This window comes from Micromonospora palomenae (genome assembly GCF_007829925.1).
In the GTDB taxonomy this organism is placed as follows: domain Bacteria; phylum Actinomycetota; class Actinomycetes; order Mycobacteriales; family Micromonosporaceae; genus Micromonospora; species Micromonospora purpureochromogenes.
In genome coordinates this window covers 353151-378206 of sequence record NZ_VIXA01000005.1, presented here as the reverse complement: position 1 = coordinate 378206, position 25056 = coordinate 353151, and the positions used below count along the sequence as shown (strand labels likewise).

The following is a 25056-nucleotide window of genomic DNA, read 5'->3' as shown; positions in this document are numbered from 1 at the left end:
AGAGGGGGCATGGGAACACCTCACGCGCCGTCCGCGGGAGGGACCTCATGTGTACCGAGCGGCTACGACGTCCCGTTGAACCGCGCGGGTGTTGTCGACGGTGGTGGGCAGCCCGACCCGCTCCAGGCCGAGCGGCCCGAAGGCGTGGTCCAGCACGGCCGTGACGGCCCGGGTGACCAGGCCCCGGCCCACGTGGCCGGCGTCGAGCCAGTAGCCCACCTCGCCCGACCGTGCCGGACCGCCGATCACCAGTTGCCAGCCGACGAGGCGCCTGCCCTCCTCCGCCGGCACGGCGATGGACAGCGGTAGCAGCGATCCTTCCTGCCACGCCTGCCCGGCTCGCTCCAGGTTCGCCCGCACCCCGTCCAGTTCGGCGGTTCCTGGAAGGCGTCCGGGAACCAGCGGGCGAGGCGCCGGTAGTTCGCCTCCACCAGCGGCCGGTGCGCCTCGCCGATTGCGGCCGTGCGTGGGATGAGGGCGGCGTCGTCGTCCAGCGGCCAGGTGAACAACGGGGTGGCGACGGTGGACAGGCCTGCTACCTACTCCGCGCCCGCGACCCGCAACTTTCCCAGGTCAGGGACGTTCTGCTGAACATCGGGCCGCCATCATCCCGGCCTGTCGGCAGAAAAGCGAGGACTCCACATGCGTCGGATCGTCGCCGCGGTCACCGCCCTGCTCACCGTCGGGCTGGGCGTCACCGACGCCCGGGCGGACCGGCAGCCGCCGGCCGGACCGGACCGCCCGCCGGCCCGAGCCGGCTTCGACTTCACGAACCCGCAGGTGGTCGCCACCGGCCTGGAGGTGCCCTGGGGGCTCGACTTCCTGCCCGACGGCAGCGCGCTGGTGGCCCAGCGCGACCTGGGCACCGTCGTCCGGGTCCGGCCCGGTGCGCCGCCCCGGGAGGTCGCCCGGATCCCCGGTGTGGTCGGCGGCGGCGAGGCGGGCCTGCTCGGGTTGGCAATCTCCCCCACGTTCCGGCGGGACCGGCTGGTCTACGTCTGCTACACCACCGCCTCCGACATCCGGATCGCGCGGTTCCGGCTCCACGCGCCACAGTCCCTCCAGGTGATCCTGAGCGGGGTCACCCGGGCGGCCGCCCACGACGGTGGCCGGATCGCGTTCGGCCCGGACGGCATGCTCTACGCCGGCATCGGTGACGCCGTCGTCCCCGCCAACGCGCAGAACCTGGCCAGCCGGAACGGCAAGATCCTGCGGATGCGCCCGGACGGCGGGGTGCCGGCGGACAACCCGTTCCCCGGCTCGCTGGTCTACAGCTACGGCCACCGCAATGTGCAGGGTCTCGCCTGGGACCGGCGGGGGCGGATGTTCGCCACCGAGTTCGGCCAGAGCGCCTGGGACGAGGTGAACCGGATCGTGCCGGGCGGCAACTACGGCTGGCCGGTCGTCGAGGGCAAGAGCGGCGACCCGCGGTTCCGCGACCCGGTGGTCGTCTGGCCGCCCGCGGAGGCGTCACCGAGCGGGGCCGCCTTCGCCGCCGGCACGCTCTTCGTCGCGGCACTGCGGGGAGCGCGGCTCTGGGCCGTGCCGGTTGACGCCGCCGGTCGGGTCGGCACGCCGACCGCCGTGTTGCAGGGGGCCTACGGCCGCCTGCGTACCGTCGAGGTGGCCTCGGACGGCGCGCTCTGGGTGACCACCAGCAACCGGGACGGCCGGGGCAGCCCGGCGGCGGACGACGACCGCGTCCTCCGCTTCCCGGCCGGGGCGCGGCAGCCGCAACCCCCGGCGCTCCTCGTCGGCGCCGGGTGACCCGGCGCCGACGAGGGGGCGGGTCAGGCCGGCTCGTCGGCCCGCGCGGCGTCGGTGGCCGCTCGCGGCGCCGGCAGGTCGACGGTACGGCGGGGGCCGGTGAACCACTTCCGGGCCGAGGCGTACCACCAGACGGCGACCAGCAGCAGCACCCCGCCCACGGCGAGCGGTGCGTAGTTCACCGCCGACCAGCTGAAGTCGGCGTTGCCGGGCACCCCGGCGGGGACGATCGGCAGCACGAAGTAGACCGAGATGACGGCGATCTCGATCACCGCGATCCAGCCGAGCAGCTTGTACTTCGGGCCGAGCGTCCACGGCCCGGGCTGGAACCGGTCCCCCATCCGCAGCCGCAGCGCGATCGGGATGACGAACGACAGGTAGAGCCCGATCACCGCTACCGAGACCACGGCGTAGAAGGCGATCGGGATGCCGGACGGGCTCTCGTAGAGGGCGGGCAGGGTGAGCACCAGCCCGGCCAGGGTGGCGCCGATGATCGCGTTGGCGGGCGTGCCATTGCGGTCCACCTTCGACCAGAGCCGCCAGCCGGGGATCGCGCGGTCCCGGCTGAACGCGTACGTCATCCGGCTCATCGAGGTCACGCAGCTCATCCCGCAGAAGAACTGGCCGATGGTGGAGATGATGATGACGGCCTTGAAGAAGAACGGCGTCAGCGCGGTCTCGAAGATCGCCCCGGAGAACCCGCCGGCCTCGTTGATCGCGTCGACGTCGGTGGCGGCGAAGAGGAAGGCCAGCAGCAGGATCCAGCCGCCGACCGCGGAGTAGAAGATCGACCGCCAGAGTCCCTTGGCGGCGGCCTGCGACGCGCCCCGGGTCTCCTCGGAGACGTGCGCGCAGGCGTCGAAGCCGGTGATCGTGTACTGGGTGAGCAGGAAGCCCAGCGGCAGCACGTAGAACCAGAAGGTCAGCCCGCCGGTGTCGCCGTCGCCGAAGCCGGAGTTGTTGAACCGCTCGGTGAAGACGAACTTGAAGCTCTGGTGGTCGTCCGGCACCAGCAGCAGGATCGCCACCACGGCCGCCGCGCCGGCCACGTGCCACCAGACGGAGACGTTCTGGAGCACGTCGATGATCCGGTGTCCGAAGATGTTGATCAGCCCGTGCAGCACCAGGATGATCACGAAGAGCAGGAACGCCTGGCGCAGCGTCCCCGCCCAGCCGTCGAAGAGCGCCGACAAGGTCAGGTTGAGGAAGGTCGCGCAGCCGTAGTCCACCGAGGCGGTGACGGCGACCAGCCCGATCAGGTTGAGCCAGCCGGTGAACCAGCCGTGCACCGGGCGGCCCATCTTCGCCGCCCACCAGTAGATGCCGCCCGCCGTCGGGTACGCCGAGACCAGTTCGGCCAGGCAGAAGCCGATGATCAGGATGAACAGTGAGATCAGCGGCCAGCCCCAGGAGATGGCGACCGGGCCGCCGTTGTTCCACGCCTGACCGAAGGTGGTGAAGCAGCCGGCCAGGATCGAGATGATCGAGAACGAGATGGCGAAGTTGGAGAAGCCGCTCCACTTGCGGCGCAACTCCTGCTGGTAACCGAGTTCGGCGAGCCGTCGGGCGTCGTCGTCCATCGGTTGCTCGGCGGTCGGCGAGGGCGTCGTGGCCACTGCACACCTCCCTGAGGTGATCCCCGGTACGAGTGCGCCCGAGTCTCGTCCCGTGGATCACCGCGGTCAATCCGTCGCAAGTCCCGAACTCGCAAATTGCGTTGCCGACCGGGGTGGCCCGGCGGCATGCTTGAGCCCGTGACCAGGCCCGATCGCGACGGGCCTTCCGCCGGGCGCTCGGCAACGCCCGGTCCGCGGCGGCGCGGGGCGCTCACCTCTCTCTCACTAGTACGGCGATGCGCCGTACCCGACGGGCGCCCCCGCCGCCGCTCTCGCCCCGCGTCAGCGGGCCAGGTCGGCGATGAGGTTCACGGAGCCCGCCACGATCACCACACCGAATACGTACGACAGGACGGCATGGGACAGCACGCTGCCCCGGATCTGCGGATCGCTGATGGCCGTGTCCGATACCTGGTAGGTCATGCCGATCGTGAAGGCGACGTAGGCCAGGTCGCGGTAGGTGGTCTGCCCCTGCACAGGCTGGCCTTCGAAGCCGATCCCCCCGGTCGTCGATCGGAACTGCAGGTCGGCGTAGCGCAGGGTGAAGACCGTGTTGACCACGGTCCACGACAGCAGGACGGTCAGCATTGCGACGCCGACGAGCAGCACCCGCGTCGAGCCGCTCTGCTTGCCGGCGAGGCTGAGCGCAAGGCCGACACCCAGCAGGCTGGTGACGCCCGCTGCCACCAGCAGCACTGCGGCGGTCACCCGCGTCTCGTCCTCACGCATGGCCATCATCTCGGTGTGGGAGCTGTCCGCTCGGATGATGACCGGCCAGATGGTGAGGAGGAAGGAGAGCGCGGCGGCGTCCCAGCCCCCGACCGCGGCCAACTCCCACGTCATGAACGGCAGGAGCGCCAGAGCGACAATGAGCCCGATGGAGGCGACGAGGACGGCTCGCCGCATGGCAGGGGCGTGCCAGCCCAGGCATCGGTGATACAACGTCTCCGGGGGCATGCCGGTCATCGTCCGAGTCTCTCCCACCGCATCGCCTGGCGTGCTCATAAGCCGCGCAGTCGCCCGCGATAAGCCGGTGACGTCGGTGGTCGTCCCCGCGATAATTCCCGACGTGGTGGAGGTCGAGGTCGTCGTCGCCCATCACGAGCGCGCGACCCTGCGCGTCGGCGACGTGTTCCTGAAGATCGACGCCGATCAGGCGCGCACCGACGTCGAGGTCGAGGCGATGGCCATGGCGCCGATCCCGACTCCGGAGGTCCTGTGGCGGACGCCGCCCGTGCTCGCGCTCGCCGCCCTCCCAGGGACGGCACTCGGCCGCCTCGGCGAGCCGTCGACCGCGTCGCCGGCGGCGTGGGCCGCGGCGGGTGCCGCCGCACGGATGCTGCACGACGCGCCGCTACCGCCATGGCCCGGTCGGAGCCTCGACGAGTTGGCATCGCGCCTCGACGGCGAATGCGAGTGGCTCGTCACGAACGGCGTCCTTCCCACCGACCTGGTCACGCGCAACCGCGGGGTTGCCGAGGCTGCACTCCGGCCGTGGACACCGGTGTTCACGCACGGCGACCTGCAGGTCACCCACGTGTTCGTCGACGGTGACGAGATCACCGGCGTGATCGACTGGTCCGAGGCGGCCCAGGGCGATGCCCTGTTCGACCTCGCCACCTTGACGCTCGGACACGAGGAGCACCTTGGCGACGTCGTCGCCGGCTACGGCACCGACGTCGACCTCGACGTGATCCGCGCGTGGTGGTCAGTGCGAAGCCTGCTGGCGATCCGCTGGCTGGTCGAGCACGGCTTCGACCCGGCCGCGCCAGGCTGCGAGGTCGACGTGCTGAAATCCCGGATGTGAGGCGATGCGCACCGCCCGGACCGGCCGCCGGCTCAGGCGAACAGCAGGCCGGCGACCCAGAGGGCGGCGACGACCAGCCCGGCCAGGAACTCCACCATCATCGACAGCCCGGCCGCCTTGAGCGCCTGCACGGTCGCCGGCCAGGCGAGCTGGTTGCTGCCCAACCGCAGCCGCTCGGCGCCGAAGACCCCGCCGACGAAGCCGAGGACCAGCCCCACCACCGGGATCACGAAGAACCCCACCAGCCCGAGCAGGCCGCCGGCGAGCAGCGACGAGGTGGGCACCCCGGTCCGCTTCAGGTTCCGCCCCGGCCAGGCGTACTTGACGACGGTCCCGCCGGCGGCGACCACGGTGGCCGCGGCGAGCACCGCCCACCGGCCCGGGCCCGCGCCGCCGAAGAGCGCCCAGACCAGCACGCCGCCCCAGCACAGCGGCAGCGCCGGCAGCCCGGGCACCACCACGCCGGCCAGTCCGGCCAGGATGGCCAGCGCGGCCACCACCGACACGGCCGCCTGTGAATCGGTCAGGCCCACGCCGCCTCCGCCCGTCGCCCACGGCCCCCGGTGGGACCACCATCCGGGTACGCCCCGCCGCGCCCGATCCGAGCGCTCACGCCGCCGCCTCCCCGCCGCGCAGCCGGGCGGTGATCTCCTCCGCCGGCATCGGCGGGCCGAACCAGCGCCCCTGACCGGTGTCGCACCGCAGCGCCCGCAGCCGTTCGGCCTGGGCGCCGGTCTCCACGGCCTCGGCGGTCACCGACAGCTCCAGCGCGTGCGCGAGCCGGACCAGGGCGTCCACGATGCGCTCGTCCCGGTGGTCGACGGGGGCGTCCGGTTCCTCGGCCCGGATCCCCTCGACGAACGGGCCGGCCAGCTTCAGGCAGTGGATCGGCAGCCGCCGCAGGTACGCCAGGTTGGAGTAGCCGGTGCCGAAGTCGTCGATGGCGAGCCGGACGCCCAGCCCGGCGAGCCGACGCAGCGAGCGCAGCGGCTCCCCGGCGGTGCCCATCACCGCGCTCTCGGTCAGCTCCAGCTGCAACAGCTCCGCCGGCAGGCCCGTCCGGCTCAGCGCGCCCGCCACGGTGTCGACGATGGCCGGGTCGTCGGCCTGCCGAGCGGCCAGGTTGACGCTGACCACCAGCGGCTGCGCGGGGAAATCGCGGTGCCAGGCCCGGGCGTCGCGGCAGGCCTGCCCCAGCACCCACTCGCCGAGCCGGACGATCAGGCCGGTCTCCTCGGCCAGCCCGATGAACCGGTCCGGCCCGACCAGGCCCAGCTCCGGGTGCCGCCAGCGCACCAGCGCCTCCACCGCGAGCATCGCCCCGTCCAGCAGCGAGACGATCGGCTGGTAGTGGACCACGAACTCGTCCCGGTCCAGGGCGGCCGGCAGCCCGGCGGCGAGCGCCGACCGGGCGATGTCGGCGGCGCTGCGCTCCGGGTCGTACACCGCCCAGCGGCCCCGGCCCTCCGCCTTCGCCCAGTACAGGGTGGTGTCGGCGGCCTTCATCAGCTCGGAGGCGCTGGTCTCCGCGGCCGGGCACTCCACCACGCCGACACTGGCGGAGACCGCGAGCTGCTGGTCGCCGACCAGCACCGGGGCGGAGACGGCGGCCAGGGCCAGCTCGGCGACGCCGACAGCGTCGTCCAGCCCGTCGCCGCCGTCGACCAGGATGACGAACTCGTCGCCGCCCATCCGGGCGACCAGGTGGCCCTGCCCGGCCACGCAGTCGGCCAGCCGGCGGGCGATGGTGATCAGCAGCCGGTCGCCGAGGTCGTGGCCGAGGCTGTCGTTGACCGCCTTGAAGCCGTCCAGGTCCAGGAAGCAGACGGCGATCCGCTGCTCCGGACCGGCCCGCTCGAAGCACCGCCCCAGGGTCTCGAAGAACAGCGTCCGGTTGGGCAGGCCGGTCAGCGGGTCGTGCAGGGCCTGGAACCGCAGTCGCTGCTGGAGTTCGTACCGCTCGGTGATGTCCTCGATCATCGCCACCGTGAACCGGGGGCGTCCGTCGTCGTGCCGGATCAGCGAGACCGCCAGGTCGGTCCAGACGACGGTGCCGTCCTTGCGGTGGTAGCGCTTCTCCACCCGGGCGTGGTCGTGCTTGCCCTCGATCAGCTCCTGGTACAGCTCCCACATGCCGGCGGCGTCGTCGGCGTGGAACAGCGACGCCACGTTGATCTGCCGCAGCTCGTCGACGGGGTAGCCGAGCATGTCGGCGAAGGACTGGTTGACCTCGATGATCTGCCCGTCGATACCGGCGATGCCGATGCCGATCGCCGCGCCGGTGAAGACCGCGCGGAAGCGCGCCTCGCTGTCGCGCAGCGCCCGCTCCACCGCGTCCCGGGCCTGCCAGGCCGAGCGGGCGATGCGTTCCTGCTGGCTGAAGGTCCGGTTGCGCAGGGCGCGGGCGAACCCGGCCGCGAGCGCCCCCTGCAACGCCGCCACCCGGTCGGCGACGTCGGCGGGGTGGACCCGGTCCGGCAGCACCTGCGCCAGGAACCGGTGACCGAGGGCGTGCACCGACCAGTCCAGCACCCGGGGCTCGGTGAGGTGCGCCTCCACCAGCGCCCGGCCCACGTCCTCCGCCGGGGTGGCGGAGAACTGCCGGGCCAGCACGGCCTGGCCCAGCCGTACGGTGTGGACGAGCAGCAGCCGCTCGGTCTCGTCCGCGCTCAGCGGCACGAAACCGAGCCGGCGCACCGCCCGGGCCCAGTCGGCGGCGTACCGCTGGGCGCCGGGGCGGTGGAGATCGTCCCCGCCGGAGTCCGGGACGGCGGCCATGTCGGGCTCAGCCGGCGGTGCGGTCGTACCGGGCGACGCCGCCGAAGGCGCCGAACCGCTCGGGGTGCTCGTCCACGTCGGAGGGTGAGTCCGGCCGCCACAGCGGCATGTGCACCACGCCCGGCTCCAGGATCGTCCAGTCGCCGAAGAAGCCGGTGATCTCGGCCCGGGAGCGCAGCGTGATCTCGGTGGCGGTACGCGCCGACAGCCGCTGCGCGTCCAGCATCTCCTGCGGCTGGTCCTCGAAGGTCGAGTGGGAGATGACCAGGAAGCTGCCGGGCACCGCGGCGGCCCGCAGGGCGGCGAGGATGTCGGCCGGGCGGTCGACGTCGGGGATGAAGTGCACCACCCCGGCGAGCAGGATGCCGACCGGGCGGCTGAAGTCGATCAGGCCGCTGGCCCGGGCCTCGTCCAGGATCAGCTTCGGCTCCCGCAGGTCGGCGCGGATCGCGGTGGCGCGGTCGTTGCCGGCGAGCAGCTCCAGGCTGTGCGCCACGGCCACCGGGTCGATGTCGACGTAGACGATCCGGGCCTGCGGGTTGGCGGCCTGCGCCACCTCGTGCACGTTGCCGACGGTGGGGATACCCGAGCCGATGTCGAGGAACTGGTCGATACCGGCGTCGAGCAGCACCCGGACGGCCCGGCGCAGGAACTCCCGCCCGGAGCGCATGGTGGCCGCCAGGTTCGGCGTCATGCTGGCGATCTGCTCGGCGAGCTGCCGGTCGATCTCGAAATTGTGCGCGCCGCCGAGGAAGTAGTCGTAGACGCGGGCCGCGCTCGGCCGGCTCAGGTCTATCTCGGCGGGAGTTCCGTCCGGCATCTGCATCGGTTCGCCCCAGTTCGTCGCCGCGGTGCGGGAGGGCACCGGTGTCCGGACGCGCGCAGGCACGCGGAGGCGACACCGGCCGACCCGCGGAAGGTGTGGTGCTGACCACTCTAGGCGCGTACGCCCGAGCGCGGGAGATCCACATTTGGGCGGTGATCACCTGTCCGCCCGCAGCGTCCCGGCGGCGGTACCCGCCGGTGCCCCGGGGCCCGGGACACCGGCGGCCGCTCGACCTCGCGCCGTCGACCGGCGCGACGGGTCAGGCGGCGGACTCCAGCATCAGCGCGATGCCCTGCCCGACGCCGATGCACATGGTGGCCAGCGCCCGTCGGCCGCCCCGGCGGCGCAGCTCCAGCGCGGCGGTCAGCGCCAGCCGGGCGCCGCTGGCGCCGAGCGGGTGGCCGAGCGCGATGGCGCCGCCGTTGGGGTTGACGTGCTCGGCGTCCTCCGGCAGGCCCAGCTCGCGCAGCACCGCCACGCCCTGCGCGGCGAACGCCTCGTTCAGCTCGACCACGTCGACGTCGCCGAGGCCCAGGCCGAGCCGGTCGAGCAGCTTACGGGTGGCCGGCACCGGCCCGATGCCCATGATCCGGGGCGGTACGCCGGCCGCGGCGGCCCCGCCGATCCGGGCCAGCGGGGTCAGTCCGTACCGGGCGACCGCGGCCTCGGAGGCGACCAGCAGCGCCACCGCGCCGTCGTTGACGCCGGAGGAGTTGCCGGCGGTCACCGTGCCGCCCTCGCGGAACGGGGTGGGCAGCGCGGCGAGCTTCTCCAGCGACGTCTCCCGGGGGTGCTCGTCGACCTCGACCAGCTTCGTCTCGCGCCGCCCGGCCGGCACGGTCACCGGCACGATCTCCTCGGCGAACCGGCCGTCGGCCTGCGCCTTGGCGGCCCGCTGCTGGGAGCGCAGCGCGAACTCGTCCTGCGCGGCCCGGTCGACGCCGAACTCGGCGGCCACGTTCTCCGCCGTCTCGGGCATCGAGTCGATGCCCCAGCCGGCCTTCATCAGCGGGTTGACCAGCCGCCAGCCGATGGTGGTGTCGTACACCTCGGCGGTGCGGGCGAACGGCGTCGCCGCCTTCGGCATCACGAACGGCGCGCGGCTCATGCTCTCCACCCCGCCGGCGACCACCAGGTCGGCCTCGCCGGCCACGATGGACCGGGCGGCGGTGGCCAGCGCGTCCAGGCCGGAGCCGCAGAGCCGGTTGACCGTGCTGCCGGGGACCTCCTCGGGCAGGCCGCCGAGCAGCGCCGCCATCCGGGCGACGTTGCGGTTGTCCTCGCCGGCCTGGTTGGCGCAGCCGAGCACCACATCGTCGGTGCGGGCCCAGTCCACCGACGGGTGGCGGGCGACCAGCTCGCGGATCACGTGGGCGGCGAGGTCGTCGGGGCGCACCCCGGCGAGGGCGCCGGCGTACCGGCCGATCGGCGTGCGGACTCCGGCCACGAGGTATGCCACGGTCATCGGCGCTGTCCTTCGGGGGGTGGAAGGGGCTCGGCGGCGGCGCGTCGGCCCGGGTCGCGGGGACGCCCGAGGGCCAGGATATCCGCGCGCCGAGCGGATAGGTTGACGGCATGGCCCGGGCCCAGTTCAGCGCAGAGACCGCCGGCGGCGGCGCGTTCGTCCGCCAGCCCAACCGGTTCACCGGTCGGGTCACCCCGCACTCCACCTCGCCGCCCGGTGGCGGGCCGGACGAGCAGGACCGCTGGCCGCTGGAGCCGGGCCGCTACCGGCTGATCTGGTGCCGCGCCTGCCCGTGGGCGCACCGGGCGCGGATCGTGCGCGGCCTGCTCGGCCTGGACGAGGTCGTGTCGCTGGGCACGGTCGACCCGATCCGGGACGAACGGGGCTGGCGGTTCAACCTCGACCCGGACGGCTTCGACCCGGTCCTCGGCATCGGCTTCCTCTCCGACGCGTACCTGGCCACCGACCCGGACTACACCGGACGGGTGACCGTGCCGGCGCTGATCGACACGCTCACCGGGCGGGTGGTCACCAACGACTACCCCCAGCTCACGCTGGACTTCTCCACCGAGTGGCGGCGGTTTCACGCCCCGGGCGCGCCGGACCTCTACCCGGTCGAGCTGCGCCCGGAGATGGACGCGCTGATGGCCGAGATCCACCGGGACGTCAACAACGGCGTCTACCGGTGCGGCTTCGCCACCTCGCAGGAGGCGTACGACGAGGCGTACACCGCGCTCTTCGCCCGGCTGGACGCGCTGTCGGAGCGGTTGGCCGGACGCCGCTACCTGATGGGCGAGCAGATCACCGAGGCGGACGTCCGGCTGTTCACCACCCTGGTCCGCTTCGACGTGGCGTACCACGGGCACTTCAAGTGCAACCGGCAGAAGCTGACCGAGATGCCGGTGCTCTGGGCGTACGCGCGGGACCTGTTCCAGACGCCGGGCTTCGGGGAGACGGTCGACTTCGACCAGATCAAGCGGCACTACTACGCCACCCACGAGATGATCAACCCGACCCGCATCGTGCCGCTCGGCCCGGACCTGCACGGCTGGACCACGCCGCACGGGCGTGGCTGAGCCGGACCGGGCCGTCGGCCCCGCCCGGGCCGCCGCCGCGTCCGCCGCCGCCGGCTGTGTGCTGGCCGGCACCGTCGCGGTGATCGTCGCCGTGGTCGCCGGTCCCGGTCCGGGCCTGACCGGGTACGTCAGCGAGGCCGGCGTCGCCGAGAGCGCGTACGCCCCGACGTACCGGATCGGGGTCTTCGCCCTGGCCGCGGCGCTGCTGCTGCTCGCCGCCGCGCTGCCGGCGGCGCTGCGCCTCGCCGCGGCGCTGCTCGGCGCGGCCAGCGGGTTCACCCTGCTCTCCGCGGTGGTGACGTGCAGCACCGGCTGTCCGCTGCCGCCGTTCGAGGCGGCGACCGTGGCGGACCTGGTGCACGGCGGGTCGAGCATCGCGGGGGTGGCGGCGGTGGTCTTCGCGATGCTCGCGCTGGCCTGGTCCCCGGCGACGACGCCCGCGTTGCGTCGGATCTCGGCCCTGGGCGGGGCGCTGGCGCTGCCGCTGTCCGGCGCGATCGCGCTGGCCATGCTGATCGCCGGTCGGGGCGGGTTGGTGGGCGGCCTGGAGCGGGTGCTGCTGGCGGTGACCTTCGGCTGGGGCCTGGCGGCGGCGACGGCGCTGGGCCTGCGCCGGGACCCGACCGTGACGAAGCGGTCAACGGACGGCAAACGCGCCCTGTAAGGAGCCTCACGCCCTTCGGTCCTTCCCGTTGCGCGGTGGCCGGGAGTAGCGTCGCCAGGCGATGACCAATGTCTGGCACCTCACCGTGCGCCTGTACGTCGATCTCCGACTGCAGGCCAGCGGCGTCTGTCCGGCGCGGCCCGCTCTCTGACGCCGCCCGTACCGACCACCGACAGACCTTGGACGCATCCTCATGGCTTCCGCCCTGCGCAAGATTCCCTTTTCCGCACAGATCCTGCTCGGCCTCGTCCTCGGCGTGGCGCTGGGCTTCCTCGCCCGCGCCAATGACCTGAGCTGGCTGGCCAGCACCCTCGACACCGTCGGCGGCCTCTTCGTCCAGCTGCTCAAGCTGGCCGTCCCGCCGCTGGTCTTCACCGCCATCGTGGTCAGCGTGGTCAGCCTGCGCGGGGTGGCCAACGCCGCCCGGCTGGCGCTGAAGACGCTGCTCTGGTTCGGCGCCACCGCGCTGATCGCGGTCGGCGTCGGCATCGGCCTCGGCCTGCTGACCGACCCCGGCAAGGGGGTCAGCCTCGACCTGGCCGGCGCGACCGCGCCGAAGAAGACCGGCTCCTGGACCGACTTCCTCACCGGCATCGTGCCGACCAACCCGGTCGGCGCGTTCGTCGAGGGCAACGTGCTCCAGATCGTCTTCCTCGCCCTGGTGGTGGGCGCCGCCGCGCTGCTGGTCGGCGAGGCCGCCGAACCGTTCGTGGCGCTCAACCGCTCGCTGCTGGAGATCGTGCAGAAGGCGCTCTGGTGGGTGATCCGGCTCGCCCCGATCGGCACCCTCGGCCTGATCGGCAACGCCGTCGCCTCGTACGGCTGGGACCTGATCGCCCCGCTCGCGAAGTTCACCACCGCCGTCTACGTCGGCTGCGCGATCGTGCTGTTCGTGGTCTACCCGCTGCTGCTGGTGGCGGCCGGCCGGCTCAACCCACTGCGCTTCTTCGCCGGCGCGTGGCCCGCCATCGAGCTGGCCTTCGTCTCCCGCTCCTCGGTGGGCACCATGCCGGTGACCCAGCGTTCCGTCGAGCGCCTCGGCGTCCCCCGCGAGTACGCCTCGTTCGCGGTGCCGTTCGGTGCCACCACGAAGATGGACGGCTGCGCGGCGATCTACCCGGCCCTGGCGGCGATCTTCGTCGCGCAGGTCTTCGGGGTGGACCTGGGCGTCACCGACTACCTGCTGATCGCCTTCGTCTCGGTGGTCGGCTCGGCGGCCACCGCCGGCCTGACCGGCGCGATCGTGATGCTCACCCTGACCCTGAGCACGCTGGGTCTGCCGCTGGCCGGCGCCGGCCTGCTGCTGGCCATCGACCCGATCCTGGACATGATCCGCACCGCCACCAACGTGGCCGGGCAGGCGCTGGTGCCGACCATCGTCGCCGCCCGGGAGGGCACCCTGGACCGGGCCGCGTACGACTCCGCCGGCCGGCGTGAGCTGACCGACGCCGAGGAGACCGAGCGGCCGACCCGGCAGGACGGGCTGACCCCGGTCCCCGCCTGAGCCCGCCCGGCCCGACCGCTGATGGAGGAGGGCCCTGCCCGCAGGGCCCTCCTCGCCACCACTGACGGAGGATCACCGACATGAGTGCCCTGTTCACCCCGCTGACCCTGCGCGCGGTCACCCTGCCCAACCGGGTCGCCCTCGCCCCGATGTGCCAGTACAGCGCCGGCCCGGACGGCCTGCCGACCGACTGGCACCGGATCCACCTCGGCTCCCGGGCCGTGGGCGGAGCCGGCCTGATCATCACCGAGGCCACCGCCGTCGTGCCCGAGGGGCGGATCAGCCCGCAGGACACCGGCCTCTGGTCCGACGCGCACGTCGACGCCTGGCGCCCGGTCACCGGGTTCGTCGCCGCCCAGGGCGCGGTGCCGGCGGTGCAGCTCGCGCACGCCGGGTTCAAGGCGTCGACGTACCGGCCGTGGGCCGAGCGGCGCGGCGGCGTGCCGGACGCCGAGGGCGGCTGGACCCCGGTCGGCCCCGGCGCCGAGCCGTTCCTGCCCGACCACCGCGAGCCGACGGCGCTCGACGAGGCCGGGATCGCCCGCGTGGTGTCCGCCTTCGCCACCGCCGCCGGCCGGGCGGTGGACGCCGGCTTCGGCGCGGTGGAGATCCACGCCGCGCACGGCTACCTGCTGCACGAGTTCCTGTCCCCGCTCACCAACCACCGCACCGACGGCTACGGCGGCGACCGGAGCGCCCGGATGCGGCTCACCCTGGAGGTGGCTCGCGCGGTGCGCGCCGTCGTCGGCGAGCGGGTGCCGGTGCTGACCCGGATCTCGGCCACCGACTGGGTCGAGGGCGGCTGGACCGTCGAGGACAGCGTCGTGCTCGCCGGCGAACTCGCCGCCGCCGGGGTCGACCTGGTCGACGCCTCCTCCGGCGGCGCGGCGGCCCGGGCGAGCATCCCGATCGGGCCCGGCTTCCAGGTGCCCCTCGCCGCGCGGATCCGCCGCGACGCCGGGGTGCTCACCGGCGCGGTCGGCCTGATCGTCGAGCCGGAGCAGGCCGAGCAGATCGTCGCGGGCGGCGAGGCCGACCTGGTGCTGCTCGGCCGGGAACTGCTCCGGGACCCGTACTGGCCCCGCCGCGCCGCCGCCAAGCTCGGCGCCCACCCCGGCTGGCCTGACCAGTACGCCCGCGCCTTCTGACCCCACCTCCCGGCCCGCCGGCGGCGAACTAGCCGGCGCAGGCTTTGCGGCGTGTCGGGGTGTCCGTGTGGCGGAACACCCCGACATGCCGCAAACGGGATCGATCACGCGCCGGTCAGCCGGCCAGGTGGCTCCAGTCGTCCTCCAGGTCGCGCCAGGGGCCCTGCGCGGCGACCGCCCCGTCGCGCAGCACCACCACGTGGTCGGCCCGGACCAGGGCCGCGCGTTTCGACGTCGAGCCGACCACGGTCACGCCGTGCTCGCGCAGCGCCGCCCAGAGCGCCAGCTCGGTGGTGACGTCCAGCGCCGACGAGACGTCGTCGGCCACCAGCAGCTCGGTACGCGGCGCCAACGCGCGGGCCAGCGCCAGCCGCTGCAACTGGCCGCCGGAGAGCCGGGTCCCCTTGTGCCCGATGAGCAGCCCGAGCCCACCCCCGGCCGCGGCCAGGTCGTGGTCGAGCTGCGCGGTCGACACCGCCCCGGCCGCGTCCACCTCGTGGCCGAGCGCGATGTTGTCGGCGACCGTGCCGGAGAGCACCCGGGGCAGCTGCCCGACGTACCCCACCTGCTGCGGACGCAGGAACAGCTCCGGCTCGGTCACCGGTTCACCGTTCCAGCGCAGCGTGCCGACGTGGTGCACGATCCCGGCCAGCGCGCGCAGCAGCGAGGACTTGCCGGAGCCGACCGGCCCGACGACCAGCACCAACTGGCCCCGGTCGACGGTCAGGTCGACGTCCCGCACCGCCAGGGTGCCGTCGGAGTGCAGGGCCCCGAAGCCGGCCAGCTCCAGCCGGCGCAGCGGACGCCGGGCCGGCGGCACTGGCGCCGGCGCGGTGCCGGCGGCCAGATCGACCCCGGGGACCGCCGCCGAGTACGTCCCGACCCCGCACATCGCCGCCGTCCGCCGGGTCCAGACCCGCGCCGACGGGTAGTGCGAGACCAGTGACGCGGTGGTCCAGGCGAACCAGCGGGCGGCACCGAGCGTGGAGACCGCCACCAGGGTCGCCCCGGCGGAGAGCCCACCGGCCAGGTAGAGCGCCCACGCGCCGATCGGCAGCAGGCCGCTGACCAGCGACGGCGTGGACCGGGCCCACACCTGCGCGGAGATCTCCCGGCGCTGCCGGTCGCTGCGCACGGTGTCCAGGGCGGCCAGGTGGGTCAGCACCGGCCGGGTCGCGCCGGCCAGCTTCACCGTGCGGGCCGCGGAGAGCGCGGAGACCAGCGCGGTGGCGAAGGCCGCCCGCGCCGCCACCGTGCCCCGGGCGGACCGCTCCAGCCGGGGCCCGAACAGCGTCGCCGCCAGCCCGGAGACCACCATCGTCCCGGCGAAGAAGAGCGCCGGTACGAAACTGCCGGTCACCGCCGTCATGGTGGCCACGATCGCCAGGGCGATGAACTGGTCCATCAGGTTGTCGGCGAGCTGCACCACCCGCTCGGTGTCGCCGCTCTGGGCGACCACCTCCGCCGGGGTGTGCCCGCTGACCCGGCGCGCCCCGGTCTGCCCGTGCACCAGGCGCAGGCTGATCCGCAGCATCTGGCGGACCCACCACTGTGGGAACCACAGGTTGGTGTAGAACGGCAGCGGCAGGACGACCAGCAGCGCGGCGGCGATGCCGAGCGCGGGCAGCCACGGGCTGCCGCCGTCGACCACGTCGGCCCAGAGCCACGGCAGCACCGCGCCGTCCAGGCCGAGCAGCGTCATCACGACGAACATGGCGACCGACACCAGGCCGTACCTCGGGTCGTTGGTGCCCAGCCGGAGGATCTCCCGCATGGTGCGCGCGGGCGGCGGCGCGGGCAGCGGCGGCGGGTCGGTCTTCGGCACCGCCACGGTGGCCGGCCGGTCGACCTGCGCCGGTGCCGCCGCCGGCGGCTCCACCTCCCACGGGTCGCGCGGACCGGGCAGCAGGTCCACCCCGCCCCGGCCCGCGCCGGCCGGGGCGTACGCGGCGGCGTGGCTGCTGGCCAGCAGCTCGGCGAAGCGTTCCGACTCGCGCAGCGGGCCGGCCTCCAGCACCGCGCCGTCGGCCATCACCACCACCTCGTCGCAGCGGCGCACCGAGGAGAGGCGGTGCGCGATGACGATGCCGATCCGGTCGGTGAGCAGCCGCTCGGTGGCCTGGCGCACCCGCGTCTCGGTGACCGGGTCCAACCGGGCGGTGGCCTCGTCGAGGATCACCACGTGCGGGTCGCGGACCAGGATCCGGGCGAACGCCACCAGCTGTTCCTGCCCGGCGGAGAGGACGTGCCCGCCCTCGCCCAGCCGGGTCCGGACGCCGTCGGGCAGCTCGGCGATCCAGCCGGCCAGCCCCAGCTCCTCCAGTGCCCGGTTGGCGTCGTCGAGCAGGTCTGGGTCGAAGAGCGCGACGTTCTCGGCCAGCGTCCCGGCCAGGATCTCGGTGCGCTGCGGGACCACGGCGACCCACCGGCGCAACTGCTCGACGTCCAGGTCCACCAGGTCGGTGTCGCCGAGGAAGACCGTGCCGCGCGGCACGTCGACCGCGCGGGTGAGCACCTTGGCCAGCGTCGACTTGCCCGACCCGGTCCGCCCGACCAGGGCGTACGACCGGCCGCGGGCGAAGGTGAGCCGGATGTCGCGCAGCGCCGGCCCCCGCTCGCCGTCGGCGGTGTCCGGGTACTGGAAGGTGAGCCCGCGGACGCTCAGGTCACCCTCGGCCGGGGCGGCGCCGCCCGCCGGCTCCTGCCGGGCGTCGGAGAGCAGTTGCACCCGGGCCCACGCGCCGAGCGCGTACTGCAGGTGGGGCACCCAGCGGGCGAGGTGCTCGACGGTGGCCCCGAAGGCGATGGCCAGCAGCCAGATCGCGGTCAGCCGGGCGCCGTCGATCCGGCCGGTGGCCAGCGCCCACGCCCCGCCGAGCACCACGGCGGCGATGCCGGCGCGGATCGCGCCGGCGGCGATCGTGGTGACCCGCGCGGACATCAGGAACACCCGCCGGCACCGCGCCAGCACCTCGGCGGCGCGCCCGGCGTAGAGGCGCAGCACGTACGGCCGGGCCAGGCTGGTCCGCACGTCGTCCTGGCCGTGCACCGCCTCCTCCATCACCGCGGCGAGGTCCGACCAGGCCTCCTCCTCGGCCATCCGGGCCGGGGCGATGCGCGCGGTGGGCCGGCGCAGCACGACGCCGAGCAGGGCGGTGAGCACGAGCATGCCGACACCGGCCGGCCACCAGACGAACAGGGCGCTGACCGTGGCCAGCAGGCAGACCGCCAGCCCCTGGACGAGCCGTACGCCGGTGTTCCGCAGCTCGGAGGCGACCTGGTAGACGTCGTTGTCGATCCGGTCCAGCAGCTCGCCGACCGGCGTGGTCTCCAGCGTGGTCAGGTCCTGCCCGAGCGCCACCCGGCAGAGCCGGCGGCGGACGTCGGCGGACCAGTCGGCGGTGAGCCCGGCCATCAGCAGGCCGATGACGAGATCGCTGAGGACGGCGGCGACCAGCGCCACCACCAGCAGGGCGAAGAAGGCGGCGGACCGGTGCACCAGGACCGGGCCGGCCAGGGCCGAGGCGGCGGCCTGCCCGGCGGCGCCGAGCACGATCAGGACGACCACGACCGCCATCCGACGTGGCGCGGTGGCCCAGAGATCACGGAGCAGGCGCATGGGAGGGTCCCTCCGGACTCGGGTTGGTGGCGGTACGCCCCAGCCTGGTCCTCCGGCCGCGACGATTCAACGCATTTACCGCGCCCCCACCCGCGCCCCGACCTGCCCGGCGATCCCCGGAGGTCAGGTCTGGGCGACCCGCCGGACGATGCCGAGGAGCGCCTCCTGCACGTCCTCGATCGGCCGCTCCGGCTGGAAGACCAGCCAGTCCACGGCCACCACCAGACCGACGCCGAACAGCGCCGACGAGGCGGTCCGCACGTCCAGGTCGGCGGGGAGGTCACCGCTGGCCACCCCGGCCCGGACGGTGTCGGCGATCACCTCGATCGCCTCCCCGCGCAGCAGGCGCAGGGTCTGCTGCCACTCGCGGTTGGTCCGCCACATCTCCGAGAGCAGCAGCTGGGCGAAGGCCCGGTAGCGCCGGATGTACTCCAGCTCGGCACGGACCAGGGCGGCGAGCGCCTCGCGCGGCGGCAGGCCGGCCACCGCGGCCCGGAAGTCGGCGGTGAGCAGGCCGATGCCGTGCCGCAGCAGCTCCTCGAAGAGGACCGTCTTCGACTCGAAGTTGTAGTAGACGGTGCCCTTGGCCACCCCGGCGCGGGCCGCGATGTCGTCCACGGTGGTAGCGGAGAAGCCCTGTTCGGCGATGAGTTCCACCGCCGCCACGAAGAGGCGCTGCCGGGTGTCCTCCCGCCGCCGCGACCGTCCGTCCGTCACTCGCCCTCCCCGTCCGCCCGACCGGCCCGTGGCGGACCGGTGCGAGCCGGGGAGGGGCTGCTCTCGTACCCCCGTCCGGCCCATCAGCATCCTCACATGGTCAGCTCGGGGTGCAGCTTCGCCGGGGTCAGTCGCCGGGACCGGCGCGCCGCGCCGACGGTGAGCACCAGCGCCGCCGCGCCGAAGGCGACGATGACCAGCGCGCCGGTGGCCACGGTCGCCGACGACCCGCCGTTGATGGTGTGCCGCAGCCCCTGCACCACGTACGTCATCGGCAGCCACGGGTGGACGGCCTGGAAGAAGTCGGGCGAGGTCTGCACCGGGTAGGTGCCGCCGGAGGAGGTGAGCTGGAGCATCAGCAGGGCCAGCGAGGCGAGCCGGCCGGCCGGCCCGAGCTGCGCGCCGAGCCACTGCATGATCGCGGTGAACGCCAGCGAGGTCAGCGCGAGCAGCCCGAACGTCGCCGCCGGGTACTCCGGGTCGAGGCCGAGCACCAGGGTGACCACGGTGAAGAGCACCCCGGCCTGGGCCAGACCGATCGCCACGGCGGGCAGCCAGCCGGCGAGCGCGACCCGCCAGGCGGACGCGTCGGACATCACGTGCCGCCGGTTCACCGGCCGCAGCAGCATGTACGTGATCATCGCGCCGACCCAGAGCGCCAGCCCGAGGAAGTACGGGGCGAACCCGACGCCGTACGAGCCGGCGGGGTGCTCGGACGTGTGGTCCAGCGAGACCGGGTCGCCGAGGACGCCGGCCCGGTCGGCCGCGTCGTCGTACCCGGGGATCTTCTTCTCCCCCGCGGCCAGCCCGTCGGCGAGCTGGCCGGCGCCGCCCTCCAGCTTGGTCAGGCCGGCGGCGAGCCGGTCGCCGCCCCCGCTGAGCCGGGCGAGCCCGCCGTCGAGGTCCCGGGCCCCGGTGGAGAGCCGGAACAGCCCGCCCCGCAGCTGGTCGGCGCCGGTGGCGGCGGTGCCGAGCCCGTCCCGCAGCTCGGCGTTGCCCTTCGCGATCCGGTCGATGGCCTCCGCGAGCCGGTGCACCTTGGTCTTGGCGCCGGCCACGTCGTCGGCGAGGTGCGGCGCGGCGGCGGCCACCTCGCGGGCGGCGGCGGCGACCTCCCGCATCTTCTTCTGCAGCGCGGCCAGGTCGGTCCGGTCGATGGTGGCGGTCAGGTCCTCGGCCTCGGTGACGGCCTGGTCGGCGGCGGCGCGGGCGGCGGTGACGGCCGGGTCGTCGGCGAGTTCGGGATGCGCCGCGACGAGCGCGTCGAGGCGGTCGGCGACCTTGCGCGCCTGGGTCAGCACGACGTCGGCCTGCCCGGGCAGCGTGTCGAGCCCGTCGGCCAGCGCGTCGGCGCCCTCGGCGATGACGGTGGCGGCCCTGCCGATCTCGTCGGCGTTCTCGCGCAGGAACGGCTCGGCCCGGTCCGCGAGGGCGTCCACCTTGTCGGCGGCGGCCCGGGTGGCGGTGGCCGCCTGGGCGCTGCCGTCGGCGAGCTGGGTCGCGCCGGTGCGGAGTTCGTCGAGGCCGGAGGAGAGCTGGTCGGCGCCCTGGGCGCTGCGGTCCAGCCCGGCGGCGAGCTGCCCGGCGCCCGCCTCCGAGCGGCCCAGCCCGTCGACGAGCTGACCGGCGCCGTCCTGGGAGGTGCCGAGCCCGTCGGCGAGCTGGCCGGCGCCGTCGGCGGCCTTGCCGGTCTCGGCCTTCAGGTCCGTGAAGCCGACCAGCATCTTGTCGAAGTAGCCGCTGGCGGTGCTCTCCGCGGCGGCGGCCCGGATCTCGCTGAACGCCGAGCGGGCGAGCAGGCCGGAGAGGTAGTTGGTGGCGTCGTCGTTGACCACCCGCAGCTCGCCCCGGCGGGCCGGCTGGTCCGGCTCGGGGCTGGCGACGAGGGTGGCGGAGAAGTCCGCAGGGATGGAGAAGACCAGGTGGTAGCGGCCGCTGCGCAGGCCGGCCGTGGCGTCGTCGGCGTCGGTCACGTGCCAGCCGAAGACCTTGCGGTCGAGCAGCTCGTCGGTGAGGTCCCGGCCGGCGTGCACCACCGTGCCGTCGCCGGCGGTGGCGGGCCGGTCGGCGTTGACCACCGCCACCGGGATCCGGTCCATGTGCCCGTACGGGTCCCAGAAGGCGTAGAGGTAGAGGGCGCCGTAGAGCAGCGGGATCACGGTCAGCACGGCGAGCGCGGCGCGCGGCAGCCGGCCCCGGGTCATCCGGCGCAGCTCGAAGCGGGCGAGGCGGAAGACGCTCATCGGTTCACCTCGGGGTCGACGATGTCGGGGGTGGCCGGGTCGCCGGCGGGGTCGCCGGCACCCTCCGGGTCGGCAGTCGCGTCGGGGTCGGCGGTCGCGTCCGAGTCGGCGGTCGCATCCGAATCGGCGGTCGCGGCGGGGTCGGTGGCGTCCGTCGGGACGGCCGGGGCGGGGACGGCGACGGTGCGCGTCGGGACGGTGGTGGCCGGGAGGCTCAGGTCGGGCCGAACCGGCAGCGACGGGTCGCCGAGCCGGTGCACGACGGCCCGGGCGCCGGGCTCGACCGCGCGGGCGCTGGCCACCACCGCGTAGCCCTGGTCGGCGAGGCGGGCCAGGGCTTCCCAGAGCCAGGCCCGTTCGGGGGCGTCCGAGCCGGCGTCCACGTCGTCGGCGACGATCAGGCTGGGGCCGCTCAGGGTGGCCAGGACCAGGCCGAGGACCTGCCGCTGCTGCGGGGTGAGGTCGCGGCCGCGCACGTCCGGATCGAGGGGTACGTCGGTGAAGCCCGCCCCGGCGATCGCGGCGGCGAAGGCGTCCCGCCGGTACGCCCGGCGGGCCCGGACGGCGGCCACCGGCACCAGTTGGCGACGGCGGCGCGGGACGGGCCCGAGCAGCAGCAGCCGCTCCTGGATGTGCTCGGCGACGGTGAGCGCGGGGTCGGGCTCGTGCACCCCGGCGACCTGGCCGAGCGCGGCCGGCCCCCGGGTGCGCAGGGTGCCCTCGTTGTGCGGGAAGCGGCCGGCCAGGGCGAGCAGCAGCGACGTACGCCCGCTGCCGGGCGGCCCGGTGACGACGTGCAGCTCACCCGCCTCGGCGGTCAGGTCCACGTCCCGGTACACCCAGCCCCGCCGGGTGCGCAGACCCAACCCGTGCGCCTCGACGATCTTCACTCAACATCCCGACATGCTTGAACTGACTGGTCAGTATAAAAACATGCCCAGCATAGCGCCGGACGTCCGGTTCCCCGACCGGAGCGGGCGTGATCCCCGCCATGGCCGGCGGGCGGGACGGGTCAGAACAGCACGGTGGCGAGGGTGCCGACCGGCTGGAAGCCGCAGCGCTCGTAGACCCGGCGGGCGGGCAGGTTGAAGTCGTTGACGTAGAGGCTCACGGTCGGCGCCACCCGCAGCAGCGCGTCGCGCACCACCGCCGCCATCGCCGCGGTGGCGATCCCCCGCCCGCGCCACTCGGGGGCCACCCAGACCCCCTGGACCTGGGCGGTACGCCGGGTCACCACGGCCAGCTCGGCCTTGAAGACCACCCGGCCGTCGACGAACCGGGCGTACGCCCGACCGGCCCGCACCAGGTCGGTGACCCGCCGCCGGTAGGCCCGTCCACCGTCCTCGGCCAGCGGCGAGACGCCGACCTCCTCGGTGTACATTGCCACCGCCGCCGGGAAGAGCCGGTCGATCTCCGCGGCACGCACCCGGCGCACCTGCGGGTCGGCGGAGACCGGGGGCAGCGCGTCGGTGGCCAGCAGCGGCTGGTTGGGGCGGACGTCCCGGGCCGGACCCCAGTGGGTGGAGAGCCGGTCCCAGAGGCCGAGCACGGCGTCGGCCCGCCCAACGATCGAGGAGCAGAGGCGTTCCTCGGCGGCGAGCTGCTCGGCGAAGGCGGCGACGGCCGGCTCCGAGGCGAGCACCGGGGTGAGGTTGCCGCCCAGCCAGCAGATCGACTCCAGGTTGCGGCGCGCCCCGTACCCGAGGATCCGGCCCTCGGCCCGCCACCAGGCCAGGCCGCGGGCGGCGACCCGCTCGGCGACCTGCGCGCCCGCGAACGGGTCGAGGTCGAGCAGCCGTTCGACCGCGCGGCGCTCCGACTCCCCCAGTTGGCGTACCGGCACCGTCAGCACGGCTACCAGCCTGCCAGATGTGGGCGGCCACTCGCCGGCCGACCGGTCAGACGGTGACAGGTTCGGCCACCGGCTCGGCCGGCCGGGTCCGCGCCGCCCACCGCACCACCGGCGGCACCAGCGCGCCGAGCACCAGGAACAACCCGCCGAGCACCAGCCAGCCGAGCGCGCCCCAGCCGACCGCGAGACTGGTCACCACCACCGGGGCGACCATCCCGCCGAGCTGCATGCCCATCCCGTACGCCCCCTGGTACTGGCCCTGCGCTCGGGCCGGGGCGAGGCCGAAGGAGATGCCCCAGCCCGCCGCCGCGTGCCACAGCTCGCCGACCACGTGTACCAGCGCCCCGGCCAGCAGCAGCGCCACGGCGGCCGGGGTCGGCACGCCGGCGCTGGCGGCGAAGAGCGCGCAGGCCACCGCGATGACCACGCCGGCCCGTCGGGCGGCCCGCGCGGCGCCGCGCAGGTCCTCGGTGCCTCGGGAGGCGCGCACCTGGAAGAGCACCACCATCACGGTGTTGACCAGCATGCAGGCCGAGATGAGCCAGTGCGGCGCCGTGGTGTGGTCGGCGATCCAGAGCGGCAGGGCGATGTTGAGCAGCCCGAAGTGCATCGACATCAGCCCGTCGAGCACGGTGAACGCCAGGAAGGGGCGGTCCCGCAGCGCGATCAGCCGTGGCCCGTGGGTGGGCGCCGGCACGGGCGGGACCGGCGCCAGCCGGAGCAGGACCACCGCCGCCAGCAGGTAGGTGACGCAGTCGAGCAGGATCAGCGCGACGTACGCGCCGCGGGTGTCGGCGGCCAGCCCGACGCCGGCGACCACGGCGCCGACCGAGATCCCGACGTTGGTGACGGCGCGCAGCCAGGCCCGGAGGCGGACCCGCTGGTCGGCGGGGACGGCTCCGGCGATCAGCGCGCCCCGGGCACCCCGGCTGGCAGCGTCGGCGACCGCCATCAGCACGCCGACGATCAGGAAGGTCGGGAACGACCGGACGGCCACCAGGGCGGCGGTGAAGACGCCGGAGGCGACCAGCGCGGCGAGCTGGATGCCGCGCGGGCCGTGCCGGTCGGCCAGGTATCCCATCGGCGTGCTGGCGATCAGGCTGACCAGCGCGGTGACGGTGAGGCCGACGCCGACCTCGCGCACCGAGAGGCCGACCGAGCGGGTGAGGAAGAGCGCGCTGACGGTCAGCCAGGTGCCCCGGCCGACCGTGTTGACCAGGGTGGAGAGGGCGAGGGTCCGGGCCGGACCCGGTTCGGGAAGCAGGCGCACCCCGCCAATCTAGCAAGACGTACGTACGGTTTGGTTCCCACCTCGGCCAATCCTCTTGTCGGCGACACGTTGCCGATATATCGTCGATGCATCAACGACAGTCCCGAGAAGGGATCGTGGCATGGGATTCCATCAGCACTTCCACGCGATGCACGAGGCCCGTCGACGCGGGTTCGGCTTCCCGCCGGGCCCGCACGGGCACGGTGGCTGGGGTGGGGGCCGGGGCGGCCGGGGTCGGGGCCGCGGGCGCCGGCCGAACGTCCGAGGCGCCGTGCTGGCGCTGCTCACCGAGCGGCCGATGCACGGGTACGAGATGATCCAGGAGATCGACTCCCGCACCGGCGGGGCCTGGCGGCCCAGCCCCGGCTCGATCTACCCGACCCTCCAACTGCTGGAGGACGAGGGGGTCATCGAGGCCAGCACCGACTCCTCCGGCGGCGGGCGGAAGCGGTTCGGCCTCACCGACGCCGGCCGCGAGGAGGCCGCCGCGGCGGCGCAGACACCGCCCTGGGCGGAGTTCGCCGAGAACACCGTCAACAGCTGGCACGACATCCGCGACGCCGGCGCGCAGGCGATGCACGCGCTGCGCCAGGTGATGATGACCGGCACCGACGACCAGCGGGAACGCGCCGCCCAGGTCCTCGACGAGACCCGCCGCAAGCTCTACGCCATCCTCGCCGAATCCGACTGACCCCCGCCCCGCC

At 74.3% G+C, this 25056-nt stretch carries 19 protein-coding genes and 1 pseudogene; 7 read left to right on the top strand and 13 right to left on the bottom strand.

What is annotated here, in order from left to right; genetic code table 11:
• Positions 1-45: 45 nt before the first annotated feature.
• Positions 46-402, bottom strand: coding sequence for a GNAT family N-acetyltransferase (locus FHX75_RS28700; protein ID WP_342799407.1), 357 nt, complete (start codon positions 400-402; stop codon positions 46-48).
• Between the two features lie 240 nt (positions 403-642).
• On the opposite strand from FHX75_RS28700, the gene FHX75_RS28695 reads away from it, so the two are divergent.
• The gene (locus FHX75_RS28695) at positions 643-1767 is read left to right on the top strand and encodes a PQQ-dependent sugar dehydrogenase (RefSeq protein WP_154943537.1); all 1125 of its coding nucleotides are present in this window, start codon (positions 643-645) and stop codon (positions 1765-1767) included.
• A gap of 23 nt (positions 1768-1790) precedes the next feature.
• On the opposite strand, the gene FHX75_RS28690 is transcribed toward FHX75_RS28695, so the two are convergent.
• Together FHX75_RS28690 and FHX75_RS28685 are read right to left on the bottom strand one after the other, a co-directional pair.
• Positions 1791-3383 (bottom strand): amino acid permease, encoded by a 1593-nt coding sequence (locus tag FHX75_RS28690; RefSeq protein ID WP_154943535.1) that lies wholly within the window; start codon positions 3381-3383, stop codon positions 1791-1793.
• A gap of 282 nt (positions 3384-3665) precedes the next feature.
• On the bottom strand, positions 3666-4349 hold the full coding sequence (locus tag FHX75_RS28685) for a DUF1345 domain-containing protein (RefSeq protein ID WP_170285498.1): 684 nt from the start codon (positions 4347-4349) through the stop codon (positions 3666-3668).
• Between the two features lie 103 nt (positions 4350-4452).
• On the opposite strand from FHX75_RS28685, the gene FHX75_RS28680 reads away from it, so the two are divergent.
• Complete coding sequence (locus tag FHX75_RS28680; RefSeq protein ID WP_154943531.1) at positions 4453-5190, top strand: phosphotransferase; 738 nt, start codon at positions 4453-4455, stop codon at positions 5188-5190.
• A 32-nt stretch (positions 5191-5222) separates the two neighbouring features.
• Here the strand turns inward: FHX75_RS28680 and FHX75_RS28675 are convergent, their stop codons facing one another.
• From FHX75_RS28675 to pcaF, 4 genes are all read right to left on the bottom strand, one after another.
• Entirely contained in the window at positions 5223-5723 is a 501-nt protein-coding gene (locus FHX75_RS28675; protein WP_154943530.1) for a DUF456 domain-containing protein, read from the bottom strand.
• 76 nt (positions 5724-5799) lie between these two features.
• Positions 5800-7968 (bottom strand): putative bifunctional diguanylate cyclase/phosphodiesterase, encoded by a 2169-nt coding sequence (locus FHX75_RS28670; RefSeq protein ID WP_154943528.1) that lies wholly within the window; start codon positions 7966-7968, stop codon positions 5800-5802.
• Between the two features lie 7 nt (positions 7969-7975).
• Positions 7976-8794, bottom strand: a complete 819-nt coding sequence (locus FHX75_RS28665) for an SAM-dependent methyltransferase (RefSeq protein ID WP_154943526.1) — start codon at positions 8792-8794, stop codon at positions 7976-7978.
• A 259-nt stretch (positions 8795-9053) separates the two neighbouring features.
• Positions 9054-10259: a 3-oxoadipyl-CoA thiolase gene (pcaF, locus tag FHX75_RS28660; protein ID WP_154943525.1), complete on the bottom strand. Its 1206-nt coding sequence runs from the start codon at positions 10257-10259 to the stop codon at positions 9054-9056.
• A gap of 110 nt (positions 10260-10369) precedes the next feature.
• On the opposite strand from pcaF, the pseudogene FHX75_RS28655 reads away from it, so the two are divergent.
• The 4 genes and pseudogenes from FHX75_RS28655 to FHX75_RS28640 all read left to right on the top strand — a co-directional run bounded on the left by FHX75_RS28655 (position 10370) and on the right by FHX75_RS28640 (position 14651).
• Positions 10370-11418, top strand: a pseudogene (locus FHX75_RS28655) (glutathione S-transferase family protein).
• Positions 11394-11999, top strand: coding sequence for a DUF998 domain-containing protein (locus FHX75_RS28650; RefSeq protein WP_425463542.1), 606 nt, complete (start codon positions 11394-11396; stop codon positions 11997-11999). Before FHX75_RS28655 ends, FHX75_RS28650 begins: the two are co-directional and overlap by 25 nt.
• Before the next feature lie 205 nt (positions 12000-12204).
• Complete coding sequence (locus FHX75_RS28645) at positions 12205-13503, top strand: dicarboxylate/amino acid:cation symporter (RefSeq protein ID WP_211364633.1); 1299 nt, start codon at positions 12205-12207, stop codon at positions 13501-13503.
• An 80-nt stretch (positions 13504-13583) separates the two neighbouring features.
• The gene (locus tag FHX75_RS28640) at positions 13584-14651 is read left to right on the top strand and encodes an NADH:flavin oxidoreductase/NADH oxidase (protein ID WP_154943520.1); all 1068 of its coding nucleotides are present in this window, start codon (positions 13584-13586) and stop codon (positions 14649-14651) included.
• Positions 14652-14766: 115 nt separating this feature from the next.
• Here the strand turns inward: FHX75_RS28640 and FHX75_RS28635 are convergent, their stop codons facing one another.
• The 6 genes from FHX75_RS28635 to FHX75_RS28610 all read right to left on the bottom strand — a co-directional run bounded on the left by FHX75_RS28635 (position 14767) and on the right by FHX75_RS28610 (position 24352).
• Positions 14767-18270, bottom strand: a complete 3504-nt coding sequence (locus tag FHX75_RS28635; protein WP_154943519.1) for an ATP-binding cassette domain-containing protein — start codon at positions 18268-18270, stop codon at positions 14767-14769.
• A gap of 123 nt (positions 18271-18393) precedes the next feature.
• Positions 18394-18987, bottom strand: coding sequence for a TetR/AcrR family transcriptional regulator (locus FHX75_RS28630; protein WP_154943518.1), 594 nt, complete (start codon positions 18985-18987; stop codon positions 18394-18396).
• 92 nt (positions 18988-19079) lie between these two features.
• Complete coding sequence (locus FHX75_RS28625; protein ID WP_154943516.1) at positions 19080-21230, bottom strand: YhgE/Pip domain-containing protein; 2151 nt, start codon at positions 21228-21230, stop codon at positions 19080-19082.
• The gene (locus FHX75_RS28620) at positions 21227-22120 is read right to left on the bottom strand and encodes an ATP-binding cassette domain-containing protein (RefSeq protein WP_246158777.1); all 894 of its coding nucleotides are present in this window, start codon (positions 22118-22120) and stop codon (positions 21227-21229) included. The genes FHX75_RS28625 and FHX75_RS28620 overlap by 4 nt, the downstream gene beginning before the upstream one ends.
• 122 nt (positions 22121-22242) lie before the next feature.
• Positions 22243-23082, bottom strand: coding sequence for a GNAT family N-acetyltransferase (locus FHX75_RS28615; protein WP_154943514.1), 840 nt, complete (start codon positions 23080-23082; stop codon positions 22243-22245).
• A gap of 46 nt (positions 23083-23128) precedes the next feature.
• Positions 23129-24352: an MFS transporter gene (locus FHX75_RS28610; protein ID WP_154943512.1), complete on the bottom strand. Its 1224-nt coding sequence runs from the start codon at positions 24350-24352 to the stop codon at positions 23129-23131.
• A 121-nt stretch (positions 24353-24473) separates the two neighbouring features.
• On the opposite strand from FHX75_RS28610, the gene FHX75_RS28605 reads away from it, so the two are divergent.
• Complete coding sequence (locus FHX75_RS28605) at positions 24474-25043, top strand: PadR family transcriptional regulator (protein WP_154943510.1); 570 nt, start codon at positions 24474-24476, stop codon at positions 25041-25043.
• The last annotated feature ends 13 nt before the right edge of the window (positions 25044-25056 follow it).